This is a genomic window from Bradyrhizobium sp. URHD0069 (assembly GCF_000701345.1).
Lineage (GTDB): Bacteria > Pseudomonadota > Alphaproteobacteria > Rhizobiales > Xanthobacteraceae > Bradyrhizobium.
This window is the reverse complement of record NZ_JNIJ01000046.1, coordinates 1-22,885: the sequence shown is the minus strand read 5'-3', so window position 1 is coordinate 22,885 and position 22,885 is coordinate 1. Positions and strand designations below refer to the sequence as shown.

At 60.8% G+C, this 22,885-nt stretch carries 20 protein-coding genes; 5 read left to right on the top strand and 15 right to left on the bottom strand.

What is annotated here, in order from left to right; all coding sequences use genetic code 11:
• Positions 1–24: 24 nt before the first annotated feature.
• The 12 genes from mctP to N554_RS0124650 all read right to left on the bottom strand — a co-directional run bounded on the left by mctP (position 25) and on the right by N554_RS0124650 (position 12,564).
• Complete coding sequence (gene mctP / locus N554_RS0124710; RefSeq protein ID WP_029585944.1) at positions 25–1,527, bottom strand: monocarboxylate uptake permease MctP; 1,503 nt, start codon at positions 1,525–1,527, stop codon at positions 25–27.
• A gap of 20 nt (positions 1,528–1,547) precedes the next feature.
• The gene (locus tag N554_RS0124705; RefSeq protein WP_029585943.1) at positions 1,548–1,727 is read right to left on the bottom strand and encodes a DUF3311 domain-containing protein; all 180 of its coding nucleotides are present in this window, start codon (positions 1,725–1,727) and stop codon (positions 1,548–1,550) included.
• A gap of 153 nt (positions 1,728–1,880) precedes the next feature.
• On the bottom strand, positions 1,881–3,068 hold the full coding sequence (locus N554_RS0124700; RefSeq protein ID WP_029585942.1) for an acyltransferase family protein: 1,188 nt from the start codon (positions 3,066–3,068) through the stop codon (positions 1,881–1,883).
• 41 nt (positions 3,069–3,109) lie between these two features.
• Positions 3,110–4,372 (bottom strand): serine hydrolase domain-containing protein, encoded by a 1,263-nt coding sequence (locus tag N554_RS0124695; protein WP_036053990.1) that lies wholly within the window; start codon positions 4,370–4,372, stop codon positions 3,110–3,112.
• 207 nt (positions 4,373–4,579) lie between these two features.
• Entirely contained in the window at positions 4,580–5,683 is a 1,104-nt protein-coding gene (locus N554_RS0124690; protein ID WP_197033728.1) for a TQO small subunit DoxD, read from the bottom strand.
• A gap of 38 nt (positions 5,684–5,721) precedes the next feature.
• Positions 5,722–6,519 (bottom strand): thiosulfate dehydrogenase, encoded by a 798-nt coding sequence (locus N554_RS0124685; RefSeq protein ID WP_029585939.1) that lies wholly within the window; start codon positions 6,517–6,519, stop codon positions 5,722–5,724.
• A gap of 305 nt (positions 6,520–6,824) precedes the next feature.
• Entirely contained in the window at positions 6,825–7,682 is an 858-nt protein-coding gene (locus N554_RS0124680; RefSeq protein WP_029585938.1) for a D-amino-acid transaminase, read from the bottom strand.
• A 237-nt stretch (positions 7,683–7,919) separates the two neighbouring features.
• A complete protein-coding gene (locus tag N554_RS0124670) occupies positions 7,920–8,651 on the bottom strand; it encodes an amino acid ABC transporter ATP-binding protein (protein WP_029585937.1) in 732 nt (243 codons plus the stop codon).
• Between the two features lie 10 nt (positions 8,652–8,661).
• Positions 8,662–9,354, bottom strand: coding sequence for an amino acid ABC transporter permease (locus N554_RS0124665; RefSeq protein WP_029585936.1), 693 nt, complete (start codon positions 9,352–9,354; stop codon positions 8,662–8,664).
• 6 nt (positions 9,355–9,360) lie between these two features.
• Positions 9,361–10,092: an amino acid ABC transporter permease gene (locus N554_RS0124660; RefSeq protein WP_029585935.1), complete on the bottom strand. Its 732-nt coding sequence runs from the start codon at positions 10,090–10,092 to the stop codon at positions 9,361–9,363.
• Between the two features lie 68 nt (positions 10,093–10,160).
• Positions 10,161–11,069 carry an amino acid ABC transporter substrate-binding protein gene (locus N554_RS0124655; RefSeq protein WP_029585934.1) on the bottom strand — a complete coding sequence of 303 codons (909 nt, stop codon included), beginning with the start codon at positions 11,067–11,069 and terminating at the stop codon, positions 10,161–10,163.
• A gap of 109 nt (positions 11,070–11,178) precedes the next feature.
• A complete protein-coding gene (locus tag N554_RS0124650; RefSeq protein ID WP_029585933.1) occupies positions 11,179–12,564 on the bottom strand; it encodes a M20 family metallopeptidase in 1,386 nt (461 codons plus the stop codon).
• A 293-nt stretch (positions 12,565–12,857) separates the two neighbouring features.
• Here N554_RS0124650 and N554_RS0124645 point away from each other — a divergent pair, with 293 nt between their 5' ends.
• From N554_RS0124645 to N554_RS0124630, 4 genes are all read left to right on the top strand, one after another.
• A complete protein-coding gene (locus N554_RS0124645; protein WP_029585932.1) occupies positions 12,858–13,829 on the top strand; it encodes a Bug family tripartite tricarboxylate transporter substrate binding protein in 972 nt (323 codons plus the stop codon).
• A gap of 253 nt (positions 13,830–14,082) precedes the next feature.
• Positions 14,083–14,568 carry a tripartite tricarboxylate transporter TctB family protein gene (locus N554_RS0124640; RefSeq protein WP_029585931.1) on the top strand — a complete coding sequence of 162 codons (486 nt, stop codon included), beginning with the start codon at positions 14,083–14,085 and terminating at the stop codon, positions 14,566–14,568.
• 14 nt (positions 14,569–14,582) lie between these two features.
• Positions 14,583–16,091 (top strand): tripartite tricarboxylate transporter permease, encoded by a 1,509-nt coding sequence (locus tag N554_RS0124635; RefSeq protein ID WP_029585930.1) that lies wholly within the window; start codon positions 14,583–14,585, stop codon positions 16,089–16,091.
• Between the two features lie 17 nt (positions 16,092–16,108).
• The gene (locus N554_RS0124630) at positions 16,109–17,476 is read left to right on the top strand and encodes an LLM class flavin-dependent oxidoreductase (protein WP_029585929.1); all 1,368 of its coding nucleotides are present in this window, start codon (positions 16,109–16,111) and stop codon (positions 17,474–17,476) included.
• A gap of 51 nt (positions 17,477–17,527) precedes the next feature.
• Here N554_RS0124630 and N554_RS0124625 read toward each other — a convergent pair whose 3' ends face one another.
• The 3 genes from N554_RS0124625 to N554_RS0124615 form a co-directional block, all read right to left on the bottom strand.
• Complete coding sequence (locus N554_RS0124625) at positions 17,528–19,186, bottom strand: thiamine pyrophosphate-binding protein (RefSeq protein ID WP_029585928.1); 1,659 nt, start codon at positions 19,184–19,186, stop codon at positions 17,528–17,530.
• Between the two features lie 114 nt (positions 19,187–19,300).
• A complete protein-coding gene (locus tag N554_RS0124620) occupies positions 19,301–19,783 on the bottom strand; it encodes a GFA family protein (RefSeq protein WP_029585927.1) in 483 nt (160 codons plus the stop codon).
• Between the two features lie 142 nt (positions 19,784–19,925).
• Positions 19,926–21,053: an alkene reductase gene (locus N554_RS0124615; protein ID WP_029585926.1), complete on the bottom strand. Its 1,128-nt coding sequence runs from the start codon at positions 21,051–21,053 to the stop codon at positions 19,926–19,928.
• Between the two features lie 325 nt (positions 21,054–21,378).
• Between N554_RS0124615 and N554_RS0124610 the strand changes: the two genes are divergently transcribed.
• Positions 21,379–22,230, top strand: a complete 852-nt coding sequence (locus N554_RS0124610) for an SDR family NAD(P)-dependent oxidoreductase (protein ID WP_029585925.1) — start codon at positions 21,379–21,381, stop codon at positions 22,228–22,230.
• Positions 22,231–22,885: the final 655 nt, after the last annotated feature.

The window sequence follows — 22,885 nt, the reverse complement described above, 5'->3', positions numbered from 1 at the left end:
TCGAGCGCGCAAAGGGCGGCAATATCAAAGTGGCTCAACAACGCTGCACCGGTCGGGCGCGATTCGCGCGGCAACGATAGTTGCTATTGCCGCGACCACGACGTTGAGGATCAGTGCGCCGAGCCCAACATAAAATGAATGGCTAGCGCCGCCGAGTTCGATGGTCGCGAGCGGCTTCAGTGCGTTGCTCCACGCCGTCCACGATCCCCAGATGATCCCCACGGCCCAGCCGAGCAGCAGACCTTCGGCGCGGAACCAGCGCGTGAACAATCCGAAAACCAGCGCCGGAAAGGTCTGCAGTATCCACAAGCCGCCAAGCAATTGCAGATCGATGGCATATTGCGTCGGCAAGAACAGCGTGAACGCAAGCGCGCCTAACTTGACCACCAGCGACGCGATCTTGGCGACGCTCGCTTCGCCGGCATGGCTGATGCCGGGATCGAGATAGGATTTCCATACGTTCCGGGTGAACAGGTTGGCCGCGCCGATGCTCATCACCGCGGCCGGCACCAGCGCGCCGATCGCGATGGCCGAAAACGCAAAGCCGGCGAACCATGGCGGAAACAGCGCTTTGAACAGCAACGGGACAACGTCGTTGGGCGACGACACCGTGATATTAGCGGCATGGGCCATGTAGCCGAGCAGCGCGATCAGACCCAGCAGAAGCGTGTAGGCCGGCAGCAGGATTGCGTTCTTGCGGATGGTATCGGCGGATTTCGACGCGAAAATTCCGGTCAGGGTATGCGGATACATGAAGGCGGCCAGCGCCGAACCCAGCGCCAGCGTCGCGTAACCCAACATCTGGGACGGCTGCAATATCAGGCCAGTCGCGCCACCCTTTTCGGTGAACGCGTCGTTAGCCGCGGCGAACACCGCGCCATAACCGCCGAGCTTCGCCGGCACCACGACCACCGCGACCAGCACCACGATATAGATCATGATGTCCTTGACAAAGGCGATCAGCGCCGGCGCTCGCAAACCGGAACTATAGGTGTACAACGCCAGAATGATGAAGGCGGCCACGATCGGCAACTCGCCGGTCAGGCCCATCGCCTTGATAACCACACCCATCCCTATCAGCTGCAGCGCGATATACGGCATCGTCGCGACCATGCCCGTAATGGCAACCGCGAGTTCGAGCCCGCGCGAATTGTAGGTGCCGTGGACCACATCGGCGGCGGTTACGTAGCCATTGGCATGCGCCACCTTCCACAATACCGGCATGACGGCAAACACGAAGGGATAGACGATAATGGTATAGGGCAGCGCGAAGAAACCGAAAGCGCCGACCGCGTACACCAGCGCCGGCACTGCAATCACGGTATAGGCAGTATAGAAATCGCCGCCGACCAGAAACCAGGTGATCCAGGTGCCGAACCGCCGTCCGCCCAACCCCCATTCGTCCAGATGCGCGCTCGCGCTGACCGGGCCCGATTTCCAGCGCGCGGCGAAGAATCCCATGACGCTGACAAGGATAAAGAAGAAGATAAAGATCGCGAGAGGAACCCAGTCGATGTGATCGGCCATGACGATGCTTTCCAGCGACTCTAAGCAGCTTCGTCAGGCGGCAGGCGGCGATAGACCAGCCAGATCAGCAGCGAGCTGATCGGCACCCATGCCAGCTGGTACCAATAGAAAAATGGAAACCCGAACAGCGCCGGTTCCAAAAAATTGTAGAACGGCACCCACAGCAGACCGATGAAAGGCAGCAGCAACAGGATCCACATGGGCGGACTCCCGCTTTAGGCCGGAATCACTAGCCGGCTTTTCCATTACTGGAACGACTTGGGGATCGAATCGTTGCGTTGTCCGGCGAATTTGGCATTGCTGCAACGCGGTGATGCTATATCTACCGCGTGACGACCGCCTGGGTAGCGGCTCTAAATCATCCGTGCCACGGCGGGAATTTTTCGCAAGAGCACGGTAAGCCCCCAGCTCAGCGAAAGCGTGCCGACAAACACGATGGCAAATTTGACGACCGCCGGGAGCGAATAATCGTAGACCGCGTATTGCAGCCAGATGATGAAGATGTAGTGCAGGAGATAGATGCCGTAGGCCGAGGGCTGCAGCGCATCCAGCAAACCCCAGTTGCTGCCGGCAAAGCGCAAGAAAATCGAAGACCCCGTGAATGCCATCGCGGCGCTGAACATTGCGAATGCGAGGCCATAACCCACCTTCCATAGCAGCGGCGGGGAATCGAAATCCACCATCCAGTTGTGGTGGGCATAGACCAAAACGAGGATCGCCACGTAAAACACCAGCGCGTAAGGGAGCCAGACCAGCCAGCGCTTCGCCAACTCGCCGCTTTCTGCGAGTATACCCGCCCTGAGGCTCACGGCACCGACACAGACGCCGGTGAAGAAGTAGGCGGTGTAGAGCAGTATGCGGCTGGTCTGGATCGGAAGCGGGAACCGGCCCAATTGCAGCCAGCTTACGTCACCGAATCCCAGGCGCATCGGCATATAGGCGGCGGTCGAGACGGTCAGAAACACGACGAACGCCGTCATCGGCCGATTGCGTACGGCGTAAATCAGCCTGCCCAATGTGTCGACAATTCCGGGCGCAATCCGCCACACAGCGGCGGCTACCACGTCGAGCGCCAACAGCACCCACAAAAACCAGGCCGGACCTGAAGGCCATGGCCCGACGGTGAGCGTGCGCCACCAGAAATGCAGGAAATTGAAATCCGTCGTTCCCGGCAGATGGTAGCGCAGGAATGTCGGATAGTAGGCGATCGGCATCAGCACGACGACAGATATCAAGAACGGCACGCCAAGCCGCCATGCGCGATCGCGCAGGAAAATCGCCGATCCCTTTCGCACCAGGCTGTCGCGCACGAACAGCCCGGAGATGAAAAACATGAAGGCCATGAAGAAACTGTCATTGAACAGCACGACCAAATCAAAGCCGAGCCAGCGCATCGGGTCGCCGTGGCCGAAATAGGTATAATTAATGACGGAGTGGTGCAGCAGCACCAGCAGGATGACGAAGGTTCGCGGGCGGTCAAGCGGCACAATACGTGCCCGCGCCGCCATGGCTTGAACGCTTCCGTCCGGTTTCCGCAACATCGGTTTCCGTTCCACGCAGGCCATCCCACAGGCCAGTTCGATCACTTTTCGAACGCGTCGTAAATGATCTTCTTCAGCGTTACCTGAACATGCATGCGCTCAGACGGGGAGTTCTCCATCAGGACGAAAAACATGTCCTGGGCGCGGTCGACCACGAGATAGACACCGCTGGCGCCGTCCCATTTGATCTCGCCGAGCGAGCCCGGCGGCGGCGGCACCGCATTCCCGGGATCGGTGCGGACGCCGAAGCCATAGCCAAATCCGAAACCGTCGCCGGGGTAATAGAAATAGTTGCGCGCGACGCCCGAGCCCGGCCCAATATGGTCAGTTGTCATTGCAGCAAACGTCGCGGGGCTGAGATAGGTCTTCCCATCCAGCGTCCCGCCATTGAGCAACATCTGCCCATAGCGCGCTAAGTCGGAGATGGTCGAGACCATGCCGCTGCCACCGGATTCCCATCGCGTGACGTCAAGCGAATTTCGCTCGACATGCCGGTCTTTGGTCAGCGGCCCAGCATAGCGCGCCCGCTCGGCCGGATCAGTCAGGAAGAATTTCGTGGTCGTCATGCCGAGCGGATCGAGCAGATGGGTCTTCTCGAACTGATAGAGGGATTGGCCGGACACGACTTCGATCACGCGACCGAGAACGTCAGCCGAATGGCCGTAATCCCAGAGCGTGCGCGGCTGCTCGGCCAACGGCACCTTTGCCAGCCGTTCGACGAATCCGGCATTGTCGAAATCGCCGAGATAGATGCCCTGATAGGCGGCCTTCACCAGACCTTCGCCATAGAAACCGTAAGTGATGCCGGACGTGTGCAGCAGCAAATCCTCGATATTGATAGGCCGCCGCAGCGGCACCAGATCAAGCACCGGCCGGCCGGTATCGTCTTTCCTCTCGACGCCTACCTTCATGCCACCAAAGGAGGGAATGTATTTGCTGACGGGATCATCGAGCGCCATCTTGCCCTGATCGACAAGCATCATCGCCGCAACGCTGGTGATGGTCTTGGTGAGCGAATGGATCGGGAAGATGGCATCCGCCGTCATCGGCGTTCCCTTCTCGACGTCACGCTTGCCGAAGCATTTGAAATATACCGGCTGGCCATGGCGCTGGATCAGAACGATGGCGCCGGGAATCTGGCCGGAGGCGGTTTCACCATTGAGGAAATCGTCGATGGATGAAAGCTTTTCGCGCGACAGCACCGCGTGCGGCGGCGGCCCGAGTTGGGCGGCCGCGACCGTGGTTACCATCGTGGCAAAGAAAGCGGCACAAAGGCTTGATAAAGCGAAATTGCGCGGAAGCATGGATTGACCTCGCGGGCAATGCGAGCTGGCGGAACGGAAGTTATATTGCATGACTGCAATCCGATCCAGATGATGCGTGGCAGGAGCGTCCGGCTCTATATTTGAGGCTCCGCAATACAGCCACCCTCGGGATGCCGGGCTTTTGCCATGTCCGAGAGGAAGCAGGGTGTTCCAAAGAGCGAGCGCAAGACGTCCCGCCTCTCGACCTTATTGCGGCCTGACGGCGACGGTGAATGTATTGCCGTTGACGGTGTGTAGCTGCAACGTCGCGGCGTTACGCAGGCTGCCGGTGTCCGTAGCGCCCGCGGCAGGCAATGTGATCGTCGCCATCGCCCCCATCTCCGCCCGTAGCCCGAACGGACCCGGTGCAAAGCGGTTGTAGGCGAACTCATTGGTGATCGCGGAAGCCGGCAGGTGGCTCAATGCTGTGCTGTCCCATTGCTCGATCACGGAGCCGTCATTGGACTTCAACACCGCAGTCATCAGGTTGGAAGGTGCCTCTGGTGTACCGCCATCGAGATAGGCATGGAAACGCACAACACCATTCGGGAGTACGACACCGTCCGTCAGATCAAGATGATGCTTGCTGGGGCTAACCGGGCCGCCATGAAACGGCGTGATGACCGAGCCGCGATAGTAATTGTAGGTGGCGACATTGAAGATGACAGTCGCAGCAAACACCGCCAGCGCGATTTTCTGGAAAGTATCGCTCCGCATCGGGAGCGGTAAGGCTCCGGCCATCCAGCGAAACCACCCACGGTCGGCGAGCGTCGGCTTGCGCGCCAATAGCGCGTTGTCCAGCGAGAATGCGCCGCTGCCGCCAAGCATCAGAGCGGCACCGATCGCCAGATTGCAGGCCGCCATTGTCCATTCATCTATGCACGTTGCACCCTGCCATCCGAACATCAGCATCAGTACGACCGAGAGGCCGATCGAGATTAGCGCCGCGACCCGCGTCAGAAAGCCCGTCATCAAGAACAGTCCGGCGATCAGTTCGGCCGCACTGAACAGGATCAGCGAGGCATAGAGAAGATAGAAATGATGCAGCAGGAAAGCGATAATATGGTCCGTTCCGAGCAACGCGCCCGGCATCGCCGATTGAAATTTGTTGGCCATCCAGCTTGCAGCGTTCGGATCGAGTTTGGCGGGCGCGTAAATGAAGCGGCGCGAACCGCCGCCCCAATAGATGAACCCTTGAATGAAGCGGATAGAAAGCAGAGCAAGCGCAGCGATGCGCAATACGTCTGCCGTGCTACGTTGGTCGGCTGGATCGGAGGCTGCCACCGTGCCGTCGAGCGTAAGAGTGGACACGATGATTCTCGTTTCGTGACGGGTCATAGAACTCGGTGTTACGTTGCGTAGTGAAAGCCGACCTGCTGCAACTCGGGCAGCGTGCCGACGGCACCGGGGATTAGAACGACGCCATCCACCAGATGGTTGGTCAGTTCAGCCGCAAGCGCGGCATGAGAGAGCTTGTCAGGATTGACGTCGGCCTTGATGAGGGCCGCTGCCTGCTCCCAAATCGCATTGTGGCAGGACATGAAAACAACGCCGCGCCGCATCAGCGCCGGAATCGAATTGTCCTCGCCGGAGAAGGGCCCCGCCGGGTCCTGATAGTTCGCGGGATCGGCAGCTGCTGCTTTCTGCTCGATGATCAGCGTATTGCGCTTGAACTTCTCGCCGGCCAGCCTGGTGAGCTGATACCTGTCCCACATGGTCTGATCGTAGAGCGCAAGAAGCGCCGTACCATGCGTAACCGAAACCGTGAGGAAATCCGGATGCTTGAACGACCAGATCTGCGAATTGAGTGCGTTGCGCATGAAATTTAGCCAGGGACCTCCAATGTCGGTATTGTCCCAGACCTGCTTGAGCGTGGGCCTGTAGGAGAGCACTTCGGTCAACGCTTCGTGATCCCACTGCTCTGGATTGTCTAGGATCATCGGCACGGTCTTGAAATCGCGGCGGCGAGGTGCCTGCGCGAGACGCTTCTTCAACGCGTCAAGATGCGTGGCACCGGGAGGCGTCAGCGCGGACTCCACGGTCGCTGCCGCCGGCTTGGCCGCTGCTGCTGCTATACCGATCGCTCCTGACGCCATGGTCAAAGCGAATGTTCCCAATACCTCCCTTCTTCCGGTGATAATCTTCATGGCCGTGATCTCGTGATCGCTTTTGTCAGTAGATAGGCAGCGGGCGCTTTCAAGACCAATAAATTTTTTGATAAGATCAATCGCGCATCGCGATGGAAAAATCTACGCGACGCCTCTCGTGATCTTTTCACAATCTGCCACTTTGGGTATTTCGTGTGGTCAGAGTGACCACGGGCGATTTCTTTCCAAATGATCTTCCGTGAGATCCAGGGCGGAAAATCGCTTTGGTTTCTGGCGTGCCCCTCAAGTATGCGCTGGTAAACTAGTCTAGAAACAAACATCGCGTTTGCATGTTGGCGGCGAATTCACTGCGCTGTGGCGCGGGCGAAATCGACGTAGATCTCGCGCAACCGGTCCGTCATCGGCCCCGGTTTGCCGTTGGCGACAGCCTTGCCGTCGATCGTCACCACCCCCTGTACGAACACAGTAGCGCTGGTGATGAAGGCTTCCTTCGCCTTGAGCGCCTCCTCGACGGTGAACGGCCGCTCCTCGACGCGTAGTTGACGCTCCTCGGCGAGCGCGACCACCGCCCTGCGGGTGCAGCCCGGCAGGATCGTGCTGGAATTCTGCCGCGTCACCAGCACATCGTCCTGGGTCAGGATGAAGGCCGAGGACGAGCCGCCTTCGGTTATCTTGCCGTCCTCGATCATCCAGGCCTCGCCGGCGCCGGCTTCGGCTGCCGCCTGTTTTGCCAACACCTGCGCCAAGAGCGCCACGCTCTTGATGTCGCGCCGGGCCCAGCGGATATCAGGCACCGTGATCACGCCGATGCCTGTTTTCGCCGACGGCGCATTGATGATGTCCTTTACTGACGTGAACATGACCAGCGTCGGCTTGACGCCCTTCGGAAATGCGAAATCGCGACCCGAGTCGGCGCCGCGCGTCACCTCCAGATAGACCATGCCGTTGACCAGATTGTTGCGCGCGATGAGCTCTTTCTGGATCTCCTGAATGCGGTCGATCGTCTCCGGCAAAGCAAGCGCGATCTCGCCGACCGAACGCTCCAGACGCGCCAGATGCGAGGCATTGTCGATCAGTTTGCCCTCCAGCACGGCGGCGACTTCGTAGATGCCGTCGGCGAACAGAAAACCGCGGTCCAGTATCGAGACCTTGGCCTCGGACATCGGCACGAACGATCCGTTGACGTAAGCGATCTGATCCAAACGAGTTCTCCTGTAGGGCTTGCGAAGCGGCTGTGCCTGCATCGTATATGAGAATTCTTAAAGCCTGATCTCGCGAATTGGAAACGGAATTCGCGAGATGGCCTTTGTAAGGTCCTTCCGCGGCGCGTCGAAGGCGCGAAATTCGGAATCTCCGTGCCCGGCATCTCGGGATTTCCCGATCTGCAATTGCACATCTGAGGTCTGGTCCTGCGGACCATCCCGGAATGACAGTCAGTCTCAATGCGAGAGAATCTTGGACAGGAATTTTTGCGCGCGGTCGCTGCGCGGACTGCCGAAAAAATCGGACTTCAGCGCGTCTTCGACGATTTCGCCCCCATCCATGAAGATGACGCGATGCGCGACCTTGCTGGCGAAACCCATTTCATGGGTGACCACCATCATGGTCATCCCCTCGCGGGCGAGGTCGACCATCACGTCGAGCACTTCGCTGATCATTTCGGGATCGAGCGCCGAGGTCGGCTCGTCGAACAGCATCGCGATCGGATCCATCGCCAGGGCCCGGGCGATCGCGACGCGCTGCTGCTGGCCGCCGGACAATTCGGCCGGGTATTTGCGCGCCTGCTCCTTCAGCCCGACCCGGTCGAGCAGTTTTGTGCCTTTCACCATCGCCTCATCATGCGATCGGCCGAGCACTTTTTCCTGCGCCAGGCAAAGGTTCTCGATGATCTTGAGATGCGGGAATAGTTCGAAATGCTGGAACACCATGCCGACACGGGCGCGCAGTTTTGGCAGATCGGTCTTGGGATCGTTGACCTTGATGCCATCGAGAATGATTTGCCCGCTCTGGAACGGCTCCAGCGCGTTGACGCATTTGATCAGGGTCGATTTTCCCGAACCCGAGGGGCCACAAACGACTACCACCTCGCCCTTGGCTACGCTGGTGGTGCAATCCTTCAGCGCCTGAAAATTCGGCCCGTACCATTTGTCGACGTGACTGATTTCGATCATGCGCCCTTCCCTAACGGACAATACTGATACGCGCCTGCAGGCGCCGGACGCCGAACGAGGCGGTACAGGAAATCACGAAGTAGACGATGGCGGCGAACAGGTACATTTCGACCAGCCGGCCGTCACGCTGCGCCACCTTGCTCGCCGCGCCGAGGAAATCCGGCATCGAGAGCACGTAGACCAGCGAGGTGTCCTGGAACAGCACGATGGTCTGGGTCAGGAGCACCGGCAGCATGTTGCGGAACGCCTGCGGCAGCACGACGTAGCGCATGGTCTGGGCGTAGGTCAGGCCGAGCGCATTGGCCGCGGCGGGCTGGCCCTTGGAGATCGACTGGATGCCGGCGCGCATGATCTCGGAAAAGTACGCCGCCTCGAACATGATGAAGGTGACGAGCGCGGAGGTGAATGCGCCGACGCTGATCGGGCGCGAGGCGCCAGTTACCCATTGCCCGACATAGGGCATCAGGAAATAGAACCAGAAGATCACCAGCACCAGCGGCAATGACCGCATGAGGTCGACGTAAAGCCCGGCGATGTGGCCGAGCAGCTTGTAACCGGACAGCCGCATCAGGGCGATCAGCGTGCCGAAGATGATCCCGCCGAGGGCGGAGAGGCCGGTCAGGGTTAGCGTGAACGCCATGCCGTCGAGGAAGAGGTAGCCGAGCGAACGGCGGATAACGTCGAAATCGAAACTGGCGAACATGGCTTGCTATTTCCCCGTGATGTAGCCGGGGATCGCCAGACTACGTTCGAGGAATCGCATGCCGGTGACGACGATGATGTTGATCAACAGATACATCACCGTCGCGGCGGTGAAGGCCTCAAACACCTGGAACGAGAATTCCTGCATCGACCGCGCCTGGCCGGTCAGTTCGATCAGGCCGATGGTGATCGCGACCGCGGTGTTCTTGATGGTGTTGAGGAACTCCGAGGTCAGCGGCGGCAGGATGATGCGAAATGCTATCGGCAACAGCACGTAACGATAGCTCTGCACCGTGGTCAGCCCAAGCGCGGTCGCAGCCTGTTTTTGCCCGCGCGGCAGCGAGGCGATGCCGGCAGCCAATTGCACCGCGACACGCGCCGACATGAACAGCCCGACCCCAATCGCGGCCGTGTAGAACGGCGCGTTCGGAAGTTGCTTTAGCCATAGTCCCCACGATCGCGGCACGAGTTCCGGCAGCACGAAGAACCAGAGGAAGAGCTGTACCAGCAGCGGCATGTTGCGGAAGAATTCGACATAAGCGAAACCGACCCAGTAGGCGGTCTTCGACGGCAGCGTCCGCAGCACGCCGATAATCGAGCCGAACACCAGCGCGATGATCCAGGCGAAGACTCCGGTCTGGATGGTAAGCCACAGGCCCGACAGCAGCATATTGAAATAGGTGCCGGTCCCGCCCGGGGCCGGCTCGAAGAAGATGCTCCAGTTCCAGTTATAATTCACAGGGCTTTCCGTTCACTACGCGGACAAAACCCATGCAATGGCAGGGCCATTGCATGGGTTTACAGCTCTTACATCGCGTAGGCGTCGGGATCTGGCGAGTCCGAAGGCTTGGCGAAGGACTTCTTCTGCTCCGGACCGATCGGCACGTTCAGGTTCAGGCCCTTCGGCGGAATTTTCGCCATGAACCATTTCTCGTAGATCTTGGTGCCCTCCGGGCTCTGGTAGAGCGCGGCGGTCGCGGCATCGGCCACCTTTTTGAAGGCCGGATCGTCCTTGCGCAGCATGATCCCGTAAGGCTCAGGCTTGGAGAACGCGTCCTTGGAGATGACGTAGTCAGCAGGCGCTTTCGATCCAGCGACAAGGCTCGCGAGCAGAATGTCGTCCATCACGAACGCCACCGCGCGGTCGGTCTCGACCATCAGGAAGGCTTCGGCGTGATCCTTAGCGGGGATGATGTTGATGTTGAGGTTGCGGGCGGCATTGGCTTCGGTGAGCTGCTTGATGTTGGTGGTGCCCGAGGTCGAGACCACCGACTTGCCCTTGAGATCGTCGATCGAGTTGATCTTGCTGGATTTCTTGGAGACGAAGCGGCTCGCGGTCAGGAAATGGGTGTTGGTATAGGCAATCTGCTTCTGGCGATCGGTATTGTTGGTGGTCGAGCCGCATTCGAGATCGATAGTGCCGTTGGCGAGCAACGGAATGCGGGTCGATGACGTCACCGGCGTAAGTTTGACCTCGAGCTTGTCGAGCTTGAGCTCCTTCTTCACGGCCTCGACGATCTTGTAGCAGATGTCCATGGCATAGCCGATCGGCTTCTGGTTGTCGTCGAGGTAAGAGAAGGGAATCGAGGAATCGCGGTGGCCGAGCGTGATGACGCCGGTCTCCTTGATGTTCTTCAGTGTCCCCGTGAGCTCCTGGGCATTCGCCTGCCCCGCACAGAACGCGGCGGCGAGCGCAAGGCCAATCATACGTTTCATTCGTCTTCTCCTCCATTGAATGACTTCTACAATGCTTGCATAATCCGGGCCGGAATAGAAACTAACTTTCGGCGGCCATACGACCCCGGAGAGGCCAATAGCCCCGACGTCAAGGGCGCGGCCGCGGCATCTCGCCCAAATCCCAGAACAAACCCGCCATGATGCCAAGCGCTTCTTCGGTCACCGAGAGAAGAATGTGCTCGTCGGGCGCGTGCTGGGAGCAGCCCGGATAGGAGTGCGGCACCCAAATTGTGGGCAAGCCCAGCCCTTCGGAAAATACGTCGTTGGGCAGCGAGCCGCCAAAATTCGGCAAAACCGCCGGCGCTTTTCCGGTCGTCTGCCGGATCGAATCGGCGGCCCAGTTGACCCAGGGACTGTCGAAATCGGTACGCGAGGCGGCAAAGCTCTGCGTCATCCGCACCTCGACCATCGGAAAACCCTTGTCGTGCAAGTGCGCCCTGATCACATCGACGATTTTGTCGACCTTGGTCCCCACGACGAAGCGCAATTGCAGGACGGCTTGCGCCCTTCCCGGAATGGCGTTGGCCGGCTTCTCGATATTTCCCGATGACATCGCCAACACTTCAAGCGTGTTCCAGGCATAAAGCCTTTCGGAGGCCGAGAGGCCCTCCTCGCCCCAATTCGCAGAGAGGGCCGGTTCGTCGGACAAAGGCTCGATCTTCACATCGGCTAGCGCCGCGCGAATCTGGTTCGAAAGTCGCGGCGGCTTCAATTCGTCTAGCAACAGACGCCCCTGGCCATCGACCAGGGTTGCGATCGCGCTGGCCAGGATGATCGCAGGATTGCCAAGGATACCGCCCCAATTGCCGGAATGATGCGCACCGTCGCGCAAGTTCACGTCCAGGTGAATCCGTATTCCGCCACGGCAGCCGAGGAATATCGTGGGGCGATCCGCAGAAAGCCGCGGCCCATCGGATGCAAGAAACAGATCAGCCGCCAGCTCATCGCGCAAGGACTCGCAAACCTGGCGTAAATCCGGCGACCCTATCTCCTCGCCGGTCTCAACGATGAATTTGGCATTAAAGCCGAGCCGGCCGCCGCGTGCCTCGCGCACGGCGCGAAGTGCCGACAGATTGATGCTGTGCTGTCCTTTATTGTCGGCGGTACCGCGGCCGTAGACGCGGTTACCGATGGTCGTCGTCCGCCACGGGTTCAGATTGTCCAGCCACTCTCCCGCCATGCCGTCGACGACATCGCCGTGGCCGTAAATCAGAACAGTCGGCGCCGATTCCGACTCGCGATATTCCGCGAGCAGGTAAGGATTCTTTCCGGTCGGCGATTCGATCACTCTGGTCGAGAAATCGAGCTGCGAAAATGCCGGCTGCAATTCCTCTTCGAGGTAGCCGCGCAGCGCATCGCGCCGCTCGGGATTCTGGCTCTCCGTGGGATAGGCGACCCTGCGGCCGAGTTCGGCGAGAAATTCCCCGGAGTGAAGCTGTTGGCGCGCCCGGGCGATGGCATCAGTTCTGGTCATGGTCTTTCTTTTCGGTCGCGAACCTGTTCGAATTCCGTCAACGTACCGGGATACGACACCGTCCGCGATATGAAAATGCGAGGCCCGCATCAGGACCGGCGTCCGCGCCAAGTCGCCATCTCCGCAGGCCGCCGCAGACTAATTGTCGCACGCACCGATTTCAACCGAATTGCCAGACGCCGCGAGCACTGGCCTGATTTACGTCTTTTCATCGCAATCGTTTTCAGGGAAGATTGGACTTATGATCAAAAAAGCCGGTCCTGACATGAGGGGGCCCGCAAGGGAGAGATGAGATGTTTTTAGGTAGTCGTCTGATGATCGCGGTTGCTGCAATCGGCGCGCTGGTTTCTGCCGGCGCCGGCGCGCAGGAATATCCCACCAAGCCGATCACTTTGATCGTGCCCTGGCCCGCGGGAGGATCGACCGACATCGCGATGCGAGCAATTGCCGACAGCGCATCGAAACATCTGGGTCAGCCGGTCACGATCGACAACAAGGCCGGCGGCGGAGGCACGGTCGGCCCGGCGACCATGGCGGCTGCCGCCAAGCCCGATGGCTACACCATCGCGCAGCTTCCCATCACCGTGTTTCGCCTGCCGCTGATGCAGGAGGTGTCGTGGGATCCCGCCAAGGACTTCAGCTACATCGTTCACCTCACCGGCTACACGTTCGGTGTCACCACCAGCGCCGAGTCGCCGTTCAAGAGCTGGAAAGACGTGGTCGATTACGCCAAGCAAAATCCCGGCAAGGTGACCTACGCGACTCCGGGGGCCGGAACGTCGCTGCATATCGGCATGGAGCAGATGGCAAGTATGGCGGGGATCAAGCTGACGCAGGTGCCGTTCAAGGGCGGCGCGGAAACCAACGCCGCGGTGCTTGGCCAGCACACCATGCTGCAGGCTGATTCGACCGGCTGGCGCCCGCTGGTCGATGCCGGCAAACTTCGGCTGCTGATGGTGTGGACCTCGGCGCGGTCGCCGAATTTCCCCGATGTGCCGACGCTCAAGGAACTCGGCTATCCCATGGTCTACGATTCGCCGTTCGGTATCGGCGGACCGAAGGGCATGGACCCGAAGATCGTCGCCAAGCTGCACGATGCGTTCAAGAAGGCGATCGAGGATCCGGCCGTGATCGCGACGCTCGCCAAATACGACATGGTGCCGAACTACAAGAGCACCGAAGATTACAAGAAGTTCGTCGCCGAGGTCACCGAGTCCGAACGCAAGGTGATCGATACCCTTGGGCTCGCGAAGAAGACGAACTAGTGAATTGGACGGAGTTGTGAGTTCATCTTCACCTCTCCCATAGGGAGAGGTCGGATCGCATCGGCGATGCGATCCGGGTGAAGGGTTAAAATCTATCGATAGACCGTAACCCCTCACCCCCGCCCTCTCCCCAAGGGAGAGGGTGGGCATCTACGTTGCCGGGATACCGAAGCAACATCTCAAATCGGAGTAGATCACTCTGGAAGCCTGCGTCGCGATGTGCGACATCAGACGAATGACGGGGAGCGTGGCGATGAACGGCCAAACGAAAGCGCCAAGCAAACTGAACAATTCCGAACTGTGGGGCGGGCTGATCGGGCTGGCGCTCGGCGTGTTCGTCATCTGGTCCGGACTCAAGCTCAAGCTTGGCACGATTAACGATCCCGGGTCCGGTTACGTGCTGTTCTACACCGGCATCCTGATGTGTGTATTTGCGGCTACGATTATTGCCGCAGCAATCACGGAAGGCGGTCCGACCTTCGCTTCGCGCTGGCAAGACGCACGCTGGACCAAACCTCTGCTGGTCATTTTGTGCCTCATTGCGTTTTCGTTCGCGCTCGAGCCGCTCGGATTCTTGCTGTCCGCGATTCCCTTAATGGTGCTGCTATTGCGCGCGATCGATCCGGTGCGCTGGTCGCTGACCATTCCGCTGGCCGTCCTCACCCCGCTCGGCGTGTGGTGGGTCCTCAAGCGCCTGCTCCTGATCCAGTTGCCCTCGGGCATCTTCGAAATCGGCTGACCGGATTTTAGACCATGGACGTACTTCTTAATGTCGCGCAGGGTTTTGGCGTCGCCCTGCAGCCGATCAACCTGCTGTATTGTTTCCTCGGTGTCTTTATCGGTACGCTGGTCGGGGTGTTGCCCGGCATCGGCCCGATTTCCGCGATGTCGCTCTTGCTTCCGGTTACGCTGTCGGGAACACCGGAGTCCGGCATCATCATGATGGCGGGCATCTACTACGGCTCGATGTATGGCGGCTCGACCACTTCGATCCTCGTCAACATCCCCGGCGAGGCCGCCTCGGTAGTGACCTGCATCGACGGCCATCAGATGGCGAAACAGGGCCGCGCGGGGCCGGCGCTCGGCATCTCGGCCCTGGGATCCTTTATCGCCGGCACGTTTTCGCTGCTCGCGCTGATGCTGATCGCGCCGTCGCTGGCCAGCGTCGCCATCGCGTTCGGCCCAGCCGAGTATTTCAGCCTGATGGTTCTTGGGCTGGTGGTTTTGACGTTCCTTACGCAGGGGTCGATGGCAAAAGCGCTATTGATGGCCTGCATCGGCATCGTGCTCGGCCTGGTCGGGCTGGACAGCATTACGGCGATGCCGCGCCTGACTTTCGGTCGCCTGGAACTGATCGATGGCATCGGGCTGGTCCCCGTCGTGATGGGGCTGTTCGGCGTCGCCGAGGTCCTGATCAATACCGAGCAGGTCATAAAACGCGACATCATCAACACCAAAATCACGCAGCTTCTGCCCAACAGGGCCGACTGGAAAGCCAGCGCCGGACCGGTCGGGCGCGGCACGCTGCTTGGCTTCTTTCTCGGCATTCTTCCCGGCGGCGGCGCTGTGGTCTCTTCTTTCGCATCCTATGCGCTGGAGAAGCGGCTATCCAAAACACCGGAGCGGTTCGGCAAGGGCGCGATCGAGGGCGTCGCGGGACCGGAAGCCGCGAACAACGCCGCTGCGGGCGGCGCGTTCATTCCGCTGATGACGCTCGGCATTCCGCCGAACGTGGTGATGGCGCTCTTGCTCGGCGCATTCGTCATCCACGGGCTGCAGCCCGGCCCGCTATTGATCACGCAAAACCCTGGTTTGTTCTGGGGCATCGTCGCCAGCATGTATATCGGCAATGTGATGCTGCTGGTTCTGAATTTGCCGCTGATCGGAATGTGGGTTCAGCTTTTGAAGCTGCCCTACAATATCCTCTTCCCGCTGATAATCCTGTTCACCATCACCGGAGTCTATTGCAGCAGCAACAACGTGTTCGATGTCTACGTCATGATCGCATTCGGCGTGATCGGCTATTTCATGCGCAAGCTTGGCTACGAGCCCGCCCCGCTGGTGCTGGCTTTCGTGCTGGGGCCGCTGCTCGAGAACAACCTGCGCAAGTCGCTGATCCTGTCGCAGGGCGATCTCCTGACCTTCGTGCAACGTCCGATCTCGGCGGCATGCCTGGCGCTGGCGGTCGTGCTTCTGGTCGGTCCGCTGCTGCCCTCGCTGCGCAAGAAGCGCGAACTGGTGGCGCTCGATGAAGGAGCGTAGATTGTCGCGGGATGATCATGAAAAAAGAAATCCGACTCAACGCCTTTGCCATGAACTGCGTCGCGCATCAATCGCCGGGGCTGTGGACCCATCCGCGCGACCGCACGGCCGAATATAACCGGCTGCCGTACTGGACCCATTTGGCAAGGACGCTGGAGCGCGGCCGGTTCGATGGCCTGTTTCTCGCTGACGTGCTCGGCGTCTACGACGTGTTCGGCGGCAGTCCGGACGCGGCGTTACGCAACGCCACGCAAACTCCGGCCAACGATCCGCTGCTGCTGATCCCGGCGATGGCGGCTGTGACCGAAAATCTCGGCTTCGGCGTAACCTCCAATCTGTCCTACGAGCCGCCCTATCCGTTCGCGCGGCGGATGTCGACGCTTGATCATCTCACAGAGGGGCGGATCGGCTGGAACGTGGTGACCGGCTATCTCGACAGCGCGGCGCGCGCCGCCGGCAAGGACAAGCAGACCGCGCATGACGACCGTTACGAGGTTGCCGACGAATATATGGAGGTGGTTTACAAACTCTGGGAAGGCAGTTGGGAAGACGACGCGGCGCTGCGCGATCGCGCGCGAGGAATCTTCACCGATGCTGCGAAGGTGCATCGCGTCCAGCACGCCGGAAACAACTATCGGGTCGACGCCATCCATTTGAGCGAGCCGTCGCCGCAACGCACGCCCGTGCTTTATCAGGCCGGGACCTCGCCGCGCGGACGGCAGTTCGCCGCCCAACACGCCGAATGCGTATTCATGTCGGGACCATCGGCCAAGATCATCGCCCCGCGCGTCGCAGCCATCCGTGCGCTTGCTGCGGAAGCCGGCCGTAACCCGGCTGAAATCCTGATGTTCAGCATGATGACCATTATTCTCGGCCGAACCGAAGCCGAGGCATCGGCAAAATACGCTGAATATCGCCGCCACATCAGCCCCGAGGGCGCACTGACGCTGATGTCGGGCTGGACCGGCGTCGATTTCTCGACTTACGATCTCGACCAGCAGGTTCGCCATGTCCAGAACGACGCCGGGCGCACCGCGATGGACAACATCACCCGCGCCGATCCGGATCGGGTCTGGACCGTGCGCGAGGTCGCCGAGCATGTCGGCATCGGCGGCATCGGACCCGTAGTGGTCGGCACGCCCGAAAAAGTCGCCGACGACATCGAAGCGTGGTTCGATCAGACCGATGTCGATGGCCTGAACGTCGCGTTCGCAATTTCGCCGGGCGATTTCGAGGACATCGCCGACATGCTGGTGTCGGAATTGACCCGGCGCGGGCGTTACAAGGACGCCTACAGAAAAGGAACGCTGCGGGAAAAACTGTTCGGCTCGGGGCGCGCACGTCTCGCCACGCCGCATCCCGCCGCCCGGTATCGCACCCCATGACGGCGAAGACTGCGGAGTAAGCCGCTGCTGGCGAAAAAAGCGGCGTCAGTGTCAAACGGTGCCGTCGACCACCACCTCGATCAATTTCGCGCCAGGCCGGCTAAATGCCGACGCCAGCGCGGCCTTCAAATCCTTCGCTTCCGTGATCCGCACCGCCTCGAGCCCGAGTGCCTTTGCCACACCCGCAAAATCCACCTTGGGGTCGATGAAATCCATACCGACGTAGTGATCGTCGTTGTGAAACGCCAGCAGCCGCTGCTTTATGATGCGGTAGCCGCCATTGTTGACGATGACCACCGTCAGCGGCAGCTTGTGATGCGCCGCGGTCCACAGCGCCTGGATCGAATACATCGCGCTGCCGTCACCGGAGAAACACACCACCGGCCGGTCGGGATTTGCCAGGCTGACGCCGACGGAAGCCGGCAGGCCCCAGCCGATGCCGCCGGAAGCCAGCGCATGGTAGCCGTAGCGATCGCGGTGCGGGCGCAGCGCAAGCATCTGGCGTGACGAAGTCAGCCCCTCATCGACCAGGATGGCGTTTTCCGGCATCGCTTCGACCACCTGCAGCGCCAGCCAGTCCGGATCGATCGGCGAACGGCCTTTGCTCCGGGAGATTTGCTCGACCAGCGTGGCGCGCCGCGCGGTCCAATTCTTTGACTTGAGCGCGGCGATGCCCTGCTCGGCACGTGCCGCGAGCACCGCGCCGCCGGCGGCTTTCAACGCCGGTATCAACACGCGCAGGGTTTCCTTCACATCGGCTTTCAGCGCAATCTCGGCGCCGTAATTCTTGGCGAGGTCCCATTCGACCAGGCCGATCTGCACGATCGGCATGCCCTCGGGCAGCGGATCGACCTCGCTGTAGACTGACATTCGCAGCGGATCGGAGCCGACCACGATCATCAGATCGTAGGGCGACAAGACCTCGCGAACCTGCTTCTGCAGACGCGACAGCGCGCCCATGAAGCACGGGCTTTCCGACAGGAATTGCGCGCCATAGGGCGTCGACTGCTGATAGGCGGGACAGCCGAGCGTTTCCGCCAGCGATGCAGCTTCCTGCAACGCATCGCTCTTGACGACTTCATCACCGGTGATGATGACGGGACGCTCGGCTTTGAGGATGCGCTGCGCCAGCGCCTGCAAGGCCTCGTCGGAGGGCTTTACCCGCGTATCGACGCGGGTCGAACGTCCGAGCTCAATGCCGGCTTCCGAGTTGAGGATATCGCCAGGCAACGAAATGAACACCGGCCCGGTCGGCGGCGTGGTCGCGATTTTCGCCGCGCGGCGCACGATCCGCGGCAGGTCTTCCAGTCGCGTCACCTCGACCGCCCACTTGACCAGCGGCTCCGCCATCTGGACCAGCGGCCCGTAAAGCACCGGCTCCATCAGGCCATGGCCCTGCTCCTGCTGGCCCGCGGTCAGGATCAACGGCGTGCCCGTAAAACTCGCGTTGTAGAGCGACCCCATCGCATTGCCGAGCCCGGGCGCGACATGGACGTTGCAGGCGACGAGGTGGCCCGACGCCCGGCTGAAGCCGTCGGCGATCGCGACGACAAGGCTTTCCTGCATCGCCATTACGTAAGTGAGGTCGGGATGCTCCTTCAGCGCATGCATGATCGGCAGCTCGGTGGTGCCCGGATTGCCGAACAGATGCGTGATGCCCTCGTCCTTCAGTAGTGCGAGGAAAGCCGAGCGTCCGGTGATACGATTCATGAAGTCCTCCCGTTCCCGCGGCCGTTACCGTCGGGATTGCGAACAACATGGCCGATCTTGCATGACGAGATCAATGGAGCGCGGTCATGGCTGGCCTGCGCGGGCACCGAGGCATCAAAACATCCCGCCATGATCGATGGGTTTTTTCCTCTTCGAGCGCTGCCAGACCACGCCGGGAAAGCCCTTCAGCGGCACCAGCGGCTCGCCGGTATAGGCCCACTCCTGCAATTCCTCGATCGCGATGTGGTACAGCGGTTGCCGGCCGGTACGGCCGGTGAAAAGCGCGCGCGGAATGTTCACCATGTGCGGCGAACGCGCCCGCTCATAAAACAGCGGCGTGCCGCATCGCCCGCAGAAGCTGCGCACGGTTTTCGTGGCCTTGTCCTCGAAGCGCGTGATCTCGGCCTTGCCCTGGGTGATCCGCAAGCGCTTGCGCCAGCTTCCGACATAGGTCGCGTAGGCCGCGCCATGCGCGCGCCGGCTTGCGGCCGAATGATCGTGCCAGGCCCAGCGCGCGGGCGTGTCGATTTCGAAGCAGACCGTGCCGCACAGGCATCTGCCAATCGCTATTCCGACCGCTTTCGCCGCTTTTGCCATTTGCGCCTGCCATCTCGATCGTCATTGCGGGGAGCGAAAGCGACGAGACGCCGTCATTCCGGGATGGTGCTTTAGCACCAGACCCGGAATCTCGAGATTCCGGGTTCGATGCTTCGCATCGCCCCGGAATGACGATCGTGTATCAAGCCCGCTCCAGCTCGCCATAGGCGGGATAATCGGTATATCCCATCTCCTCGCCGCCATAGAAGGTCGCCCGGTTGTAGGGCGTCAGCGGATATCCGTGCTGCAGGCGGAGCGGCAGGTCCGGATTGGAAATGAAGATGCGGCCGAACGCGATGGCGTCGGCATGGCCGGCGGCAATCGCCGCCTCAGCCGTCTCGCCGGTGAAACCGCCGGCTGAAATCAACACCCCGCTCCAGATCGGCCGAAACAGCACCATCGCCGACGGCACGTTCTGGTGGTTGACCTCGGCGCGGCCGGCACCGCTCGAGCGCGGCTCGACGAAATGCAAGTAGGCAAGGCCGAGCGGACCGAGCGATTTGACGACGTGGCTGTAGAGCGGCATCGGATCGGTCTCGCCGCTGTCATTGGCGACGCCATAGGGTGACAATCGCACGCCGACGCGGTCGGCGCCCCAGACCTCGATGACGGCTTCCGTGACTTCCATCAACAAGCGCGCCCGGTTGGCGATCGAACCGCCATATCGGTCGGTCCGCAGATTGGTGTGTGATTGCAGGAATTGCTCGATCAGATAGCCGTTGGCGCCGTGGATCTCGACGCCGTCGAAGCCGGCCTCGCGCGCGTTTCGCGCAGCTTGCCGGAAACTATCGACCACATCGGCGATCTCACCGGTCTCGAGCGCGCGCGGCGTCTCATACGGCGCGGGCTTTCCGTCAGCCGTCATTGTCTTAAGTGCTGCCGAGATCGGAACTGCGGAAGACGAAACCGGCAGTACGCCGCCAGGCTGGAACGAGGAGTGCGAGACGCGCCCGACATGCCAGAGCTGAAGAAAGATCAATCCGCCCCTGGCGTGAACCGCGTCGACGACGCCACGCCAACCCGTGACCTGTTGCTCCGAATAGATGCCCGGTGTGCCCGGACTCCCGTGTCCCGTCGCCACCACGGGCGAGGCTTCCGCGATAATCAATCCGCCTGGCGTAGCGCGTTGCCCATAATATTCCACGTTCAGCGGCCGGGGCGCGAGGCTCGGCCTTTCCGCCCGCATCCGCGTCAGCGGCGCCATCACGACGCGATGCTTGAGCTTATACGGTCCGACCTGCAGCGGCGAAAACAACGAAGGAAATTTCATCTCAGCCCCGGAGAATATCTGTTAAGTTTGAGCACGAAGAAGGAGCGGCAATCGAGTTCTGCCGCTCCCGAATGACGAAAATCCGAAAAGGTCTAGCCTGTCTTGATCCAGACGGCCATGTCTGCACTCCCTTGATGTCGATCGCTGTTCGGACCGTTCTGCCGGGAAATCTACGGCGGCCACGCGGACCCGTAAAGCGGCCCTGCAGCGAGCAAGATCGCATTGAATGAAGACCTCCCATGCCATTTCGTGGCTGGTAGACAGGCCGCCTCGGGATAATTCCATTGTTCGACAGGACGGTCCCTTCACACGTCAGGAGAAACGCGTGCCCCACGCAGCCATGTCCCCGGATAACGTAGCCGTCATCACCGGAGGGGCGTCCGGTATCGGCCTTGCCGCCGCTACGAGGTTCGCTGGCGTTGGCATGAAAGTCTGCATCGCCGATCTCGGCACCAATCGCCTCGCCGAAGCAGAAGCGAAGATAGCCTCGGCAGCCACCGGTGGTGCCGCCAATGTCATGGTGATGCCCGTTGACGTCAGCCGCTTTGAAGATGTGTCGGCACTGGAACTCGCCGTGCGCAAGCGGTTCGGCGGTACCGATATCCTCATGAACAATGCCGGCATCCAGCCGGGCAGCCAGATATTTGGTCCGCCGGAAAACTGGCAACGCATTCTGGGCGTCAATCTCTGGGGCGTGATTAACGGCTCGCAGGCTTTTGCGCCTCGCATGATCGAGCGTGGTCGCCCCGGTCTCATTATCAACACCGGCTCGAAGCAGGGCATCACCACGCCGCCCGGCGATCCCGCTTACAACGTTTCCAAGGCGGGCGTGAAAGCTTTTACCGAAGCGCTTCAGCACGAGTTGCGAAACGCGGCCGGGGGTAAGATCAGCGCACATCTCTTCATCCCCGGGTTTGTCTTTACGGGCCTGACCGCACGAGGCCGCGCCGAGAAGCCGGCCGGCGCCTGGACACCGGAGCAAACCGTCGACTTCATGATCGAACGCGTCAGCGCCGGCGACTTTTATGTCCTGTGTCCTGACAACGATGTGCCGCGCAGCCTCGACGAGCGGCGGATTCTCTGGGCGGCGGGCGACATCGTCGAAAACCGCCCCGCGCTGTCGCGATGGCATCCCGATTACGCCGACGCCTTCGCGGCGTTCGTGAAGGGTTCATAAGCTGGCTCCGTCATTGCGAGCCAACGGGTTCGCGCAAATGCGCGCCCGATGACAGGCTCCGCGAAGCAATCCGGGAGCGAAATGAGGGGTTGGGCTTGAGAGCATAACCGCGACGTCGTCCCCGCGGACGCGGGGACCCATAACCACCATCGTTTGTTGGAGCAGAAACCGTTAGAGCGTTTTCAAGCGAAGTGGAGACTAGGTGCCAAAACGCGAGGCCGCCGCGTATGGGTCCCCGCGTTCGCGGGGACGACGCATGGATGGCGCCTTCGCTGTCGATGCTTTGCTGCAGATTCAATTGTCAAACAGCCAACGACCGTTGTGGAGCTGTCATTGCGAGCCACCGGGTCTCGCCTTCGACGAGCCCGATGATAGGCTCCGCGAAGCAATCCATCGTCACCGCGAATTGGAAGCTGGATTGCTTCGTCGCTTCCGCTGCTCGCAATGACGTCAATGCCAGACACAGCTTCGCGATCTCGCCGCGCGTGCGCGCGAGTTTTGCTGTGAACGTCCCGCTCTCTGAACATCAGAGGGCGCAGGGAATGCCGGGCGCCCGGTGCGCCCGCAGCCCGTGTGCAATGGTAGTAAGCACACGGTAGTCACCACGGTCACGCCGGAAATCACCCGGCATTCCCTGCGCAATGGTTTTAACGGC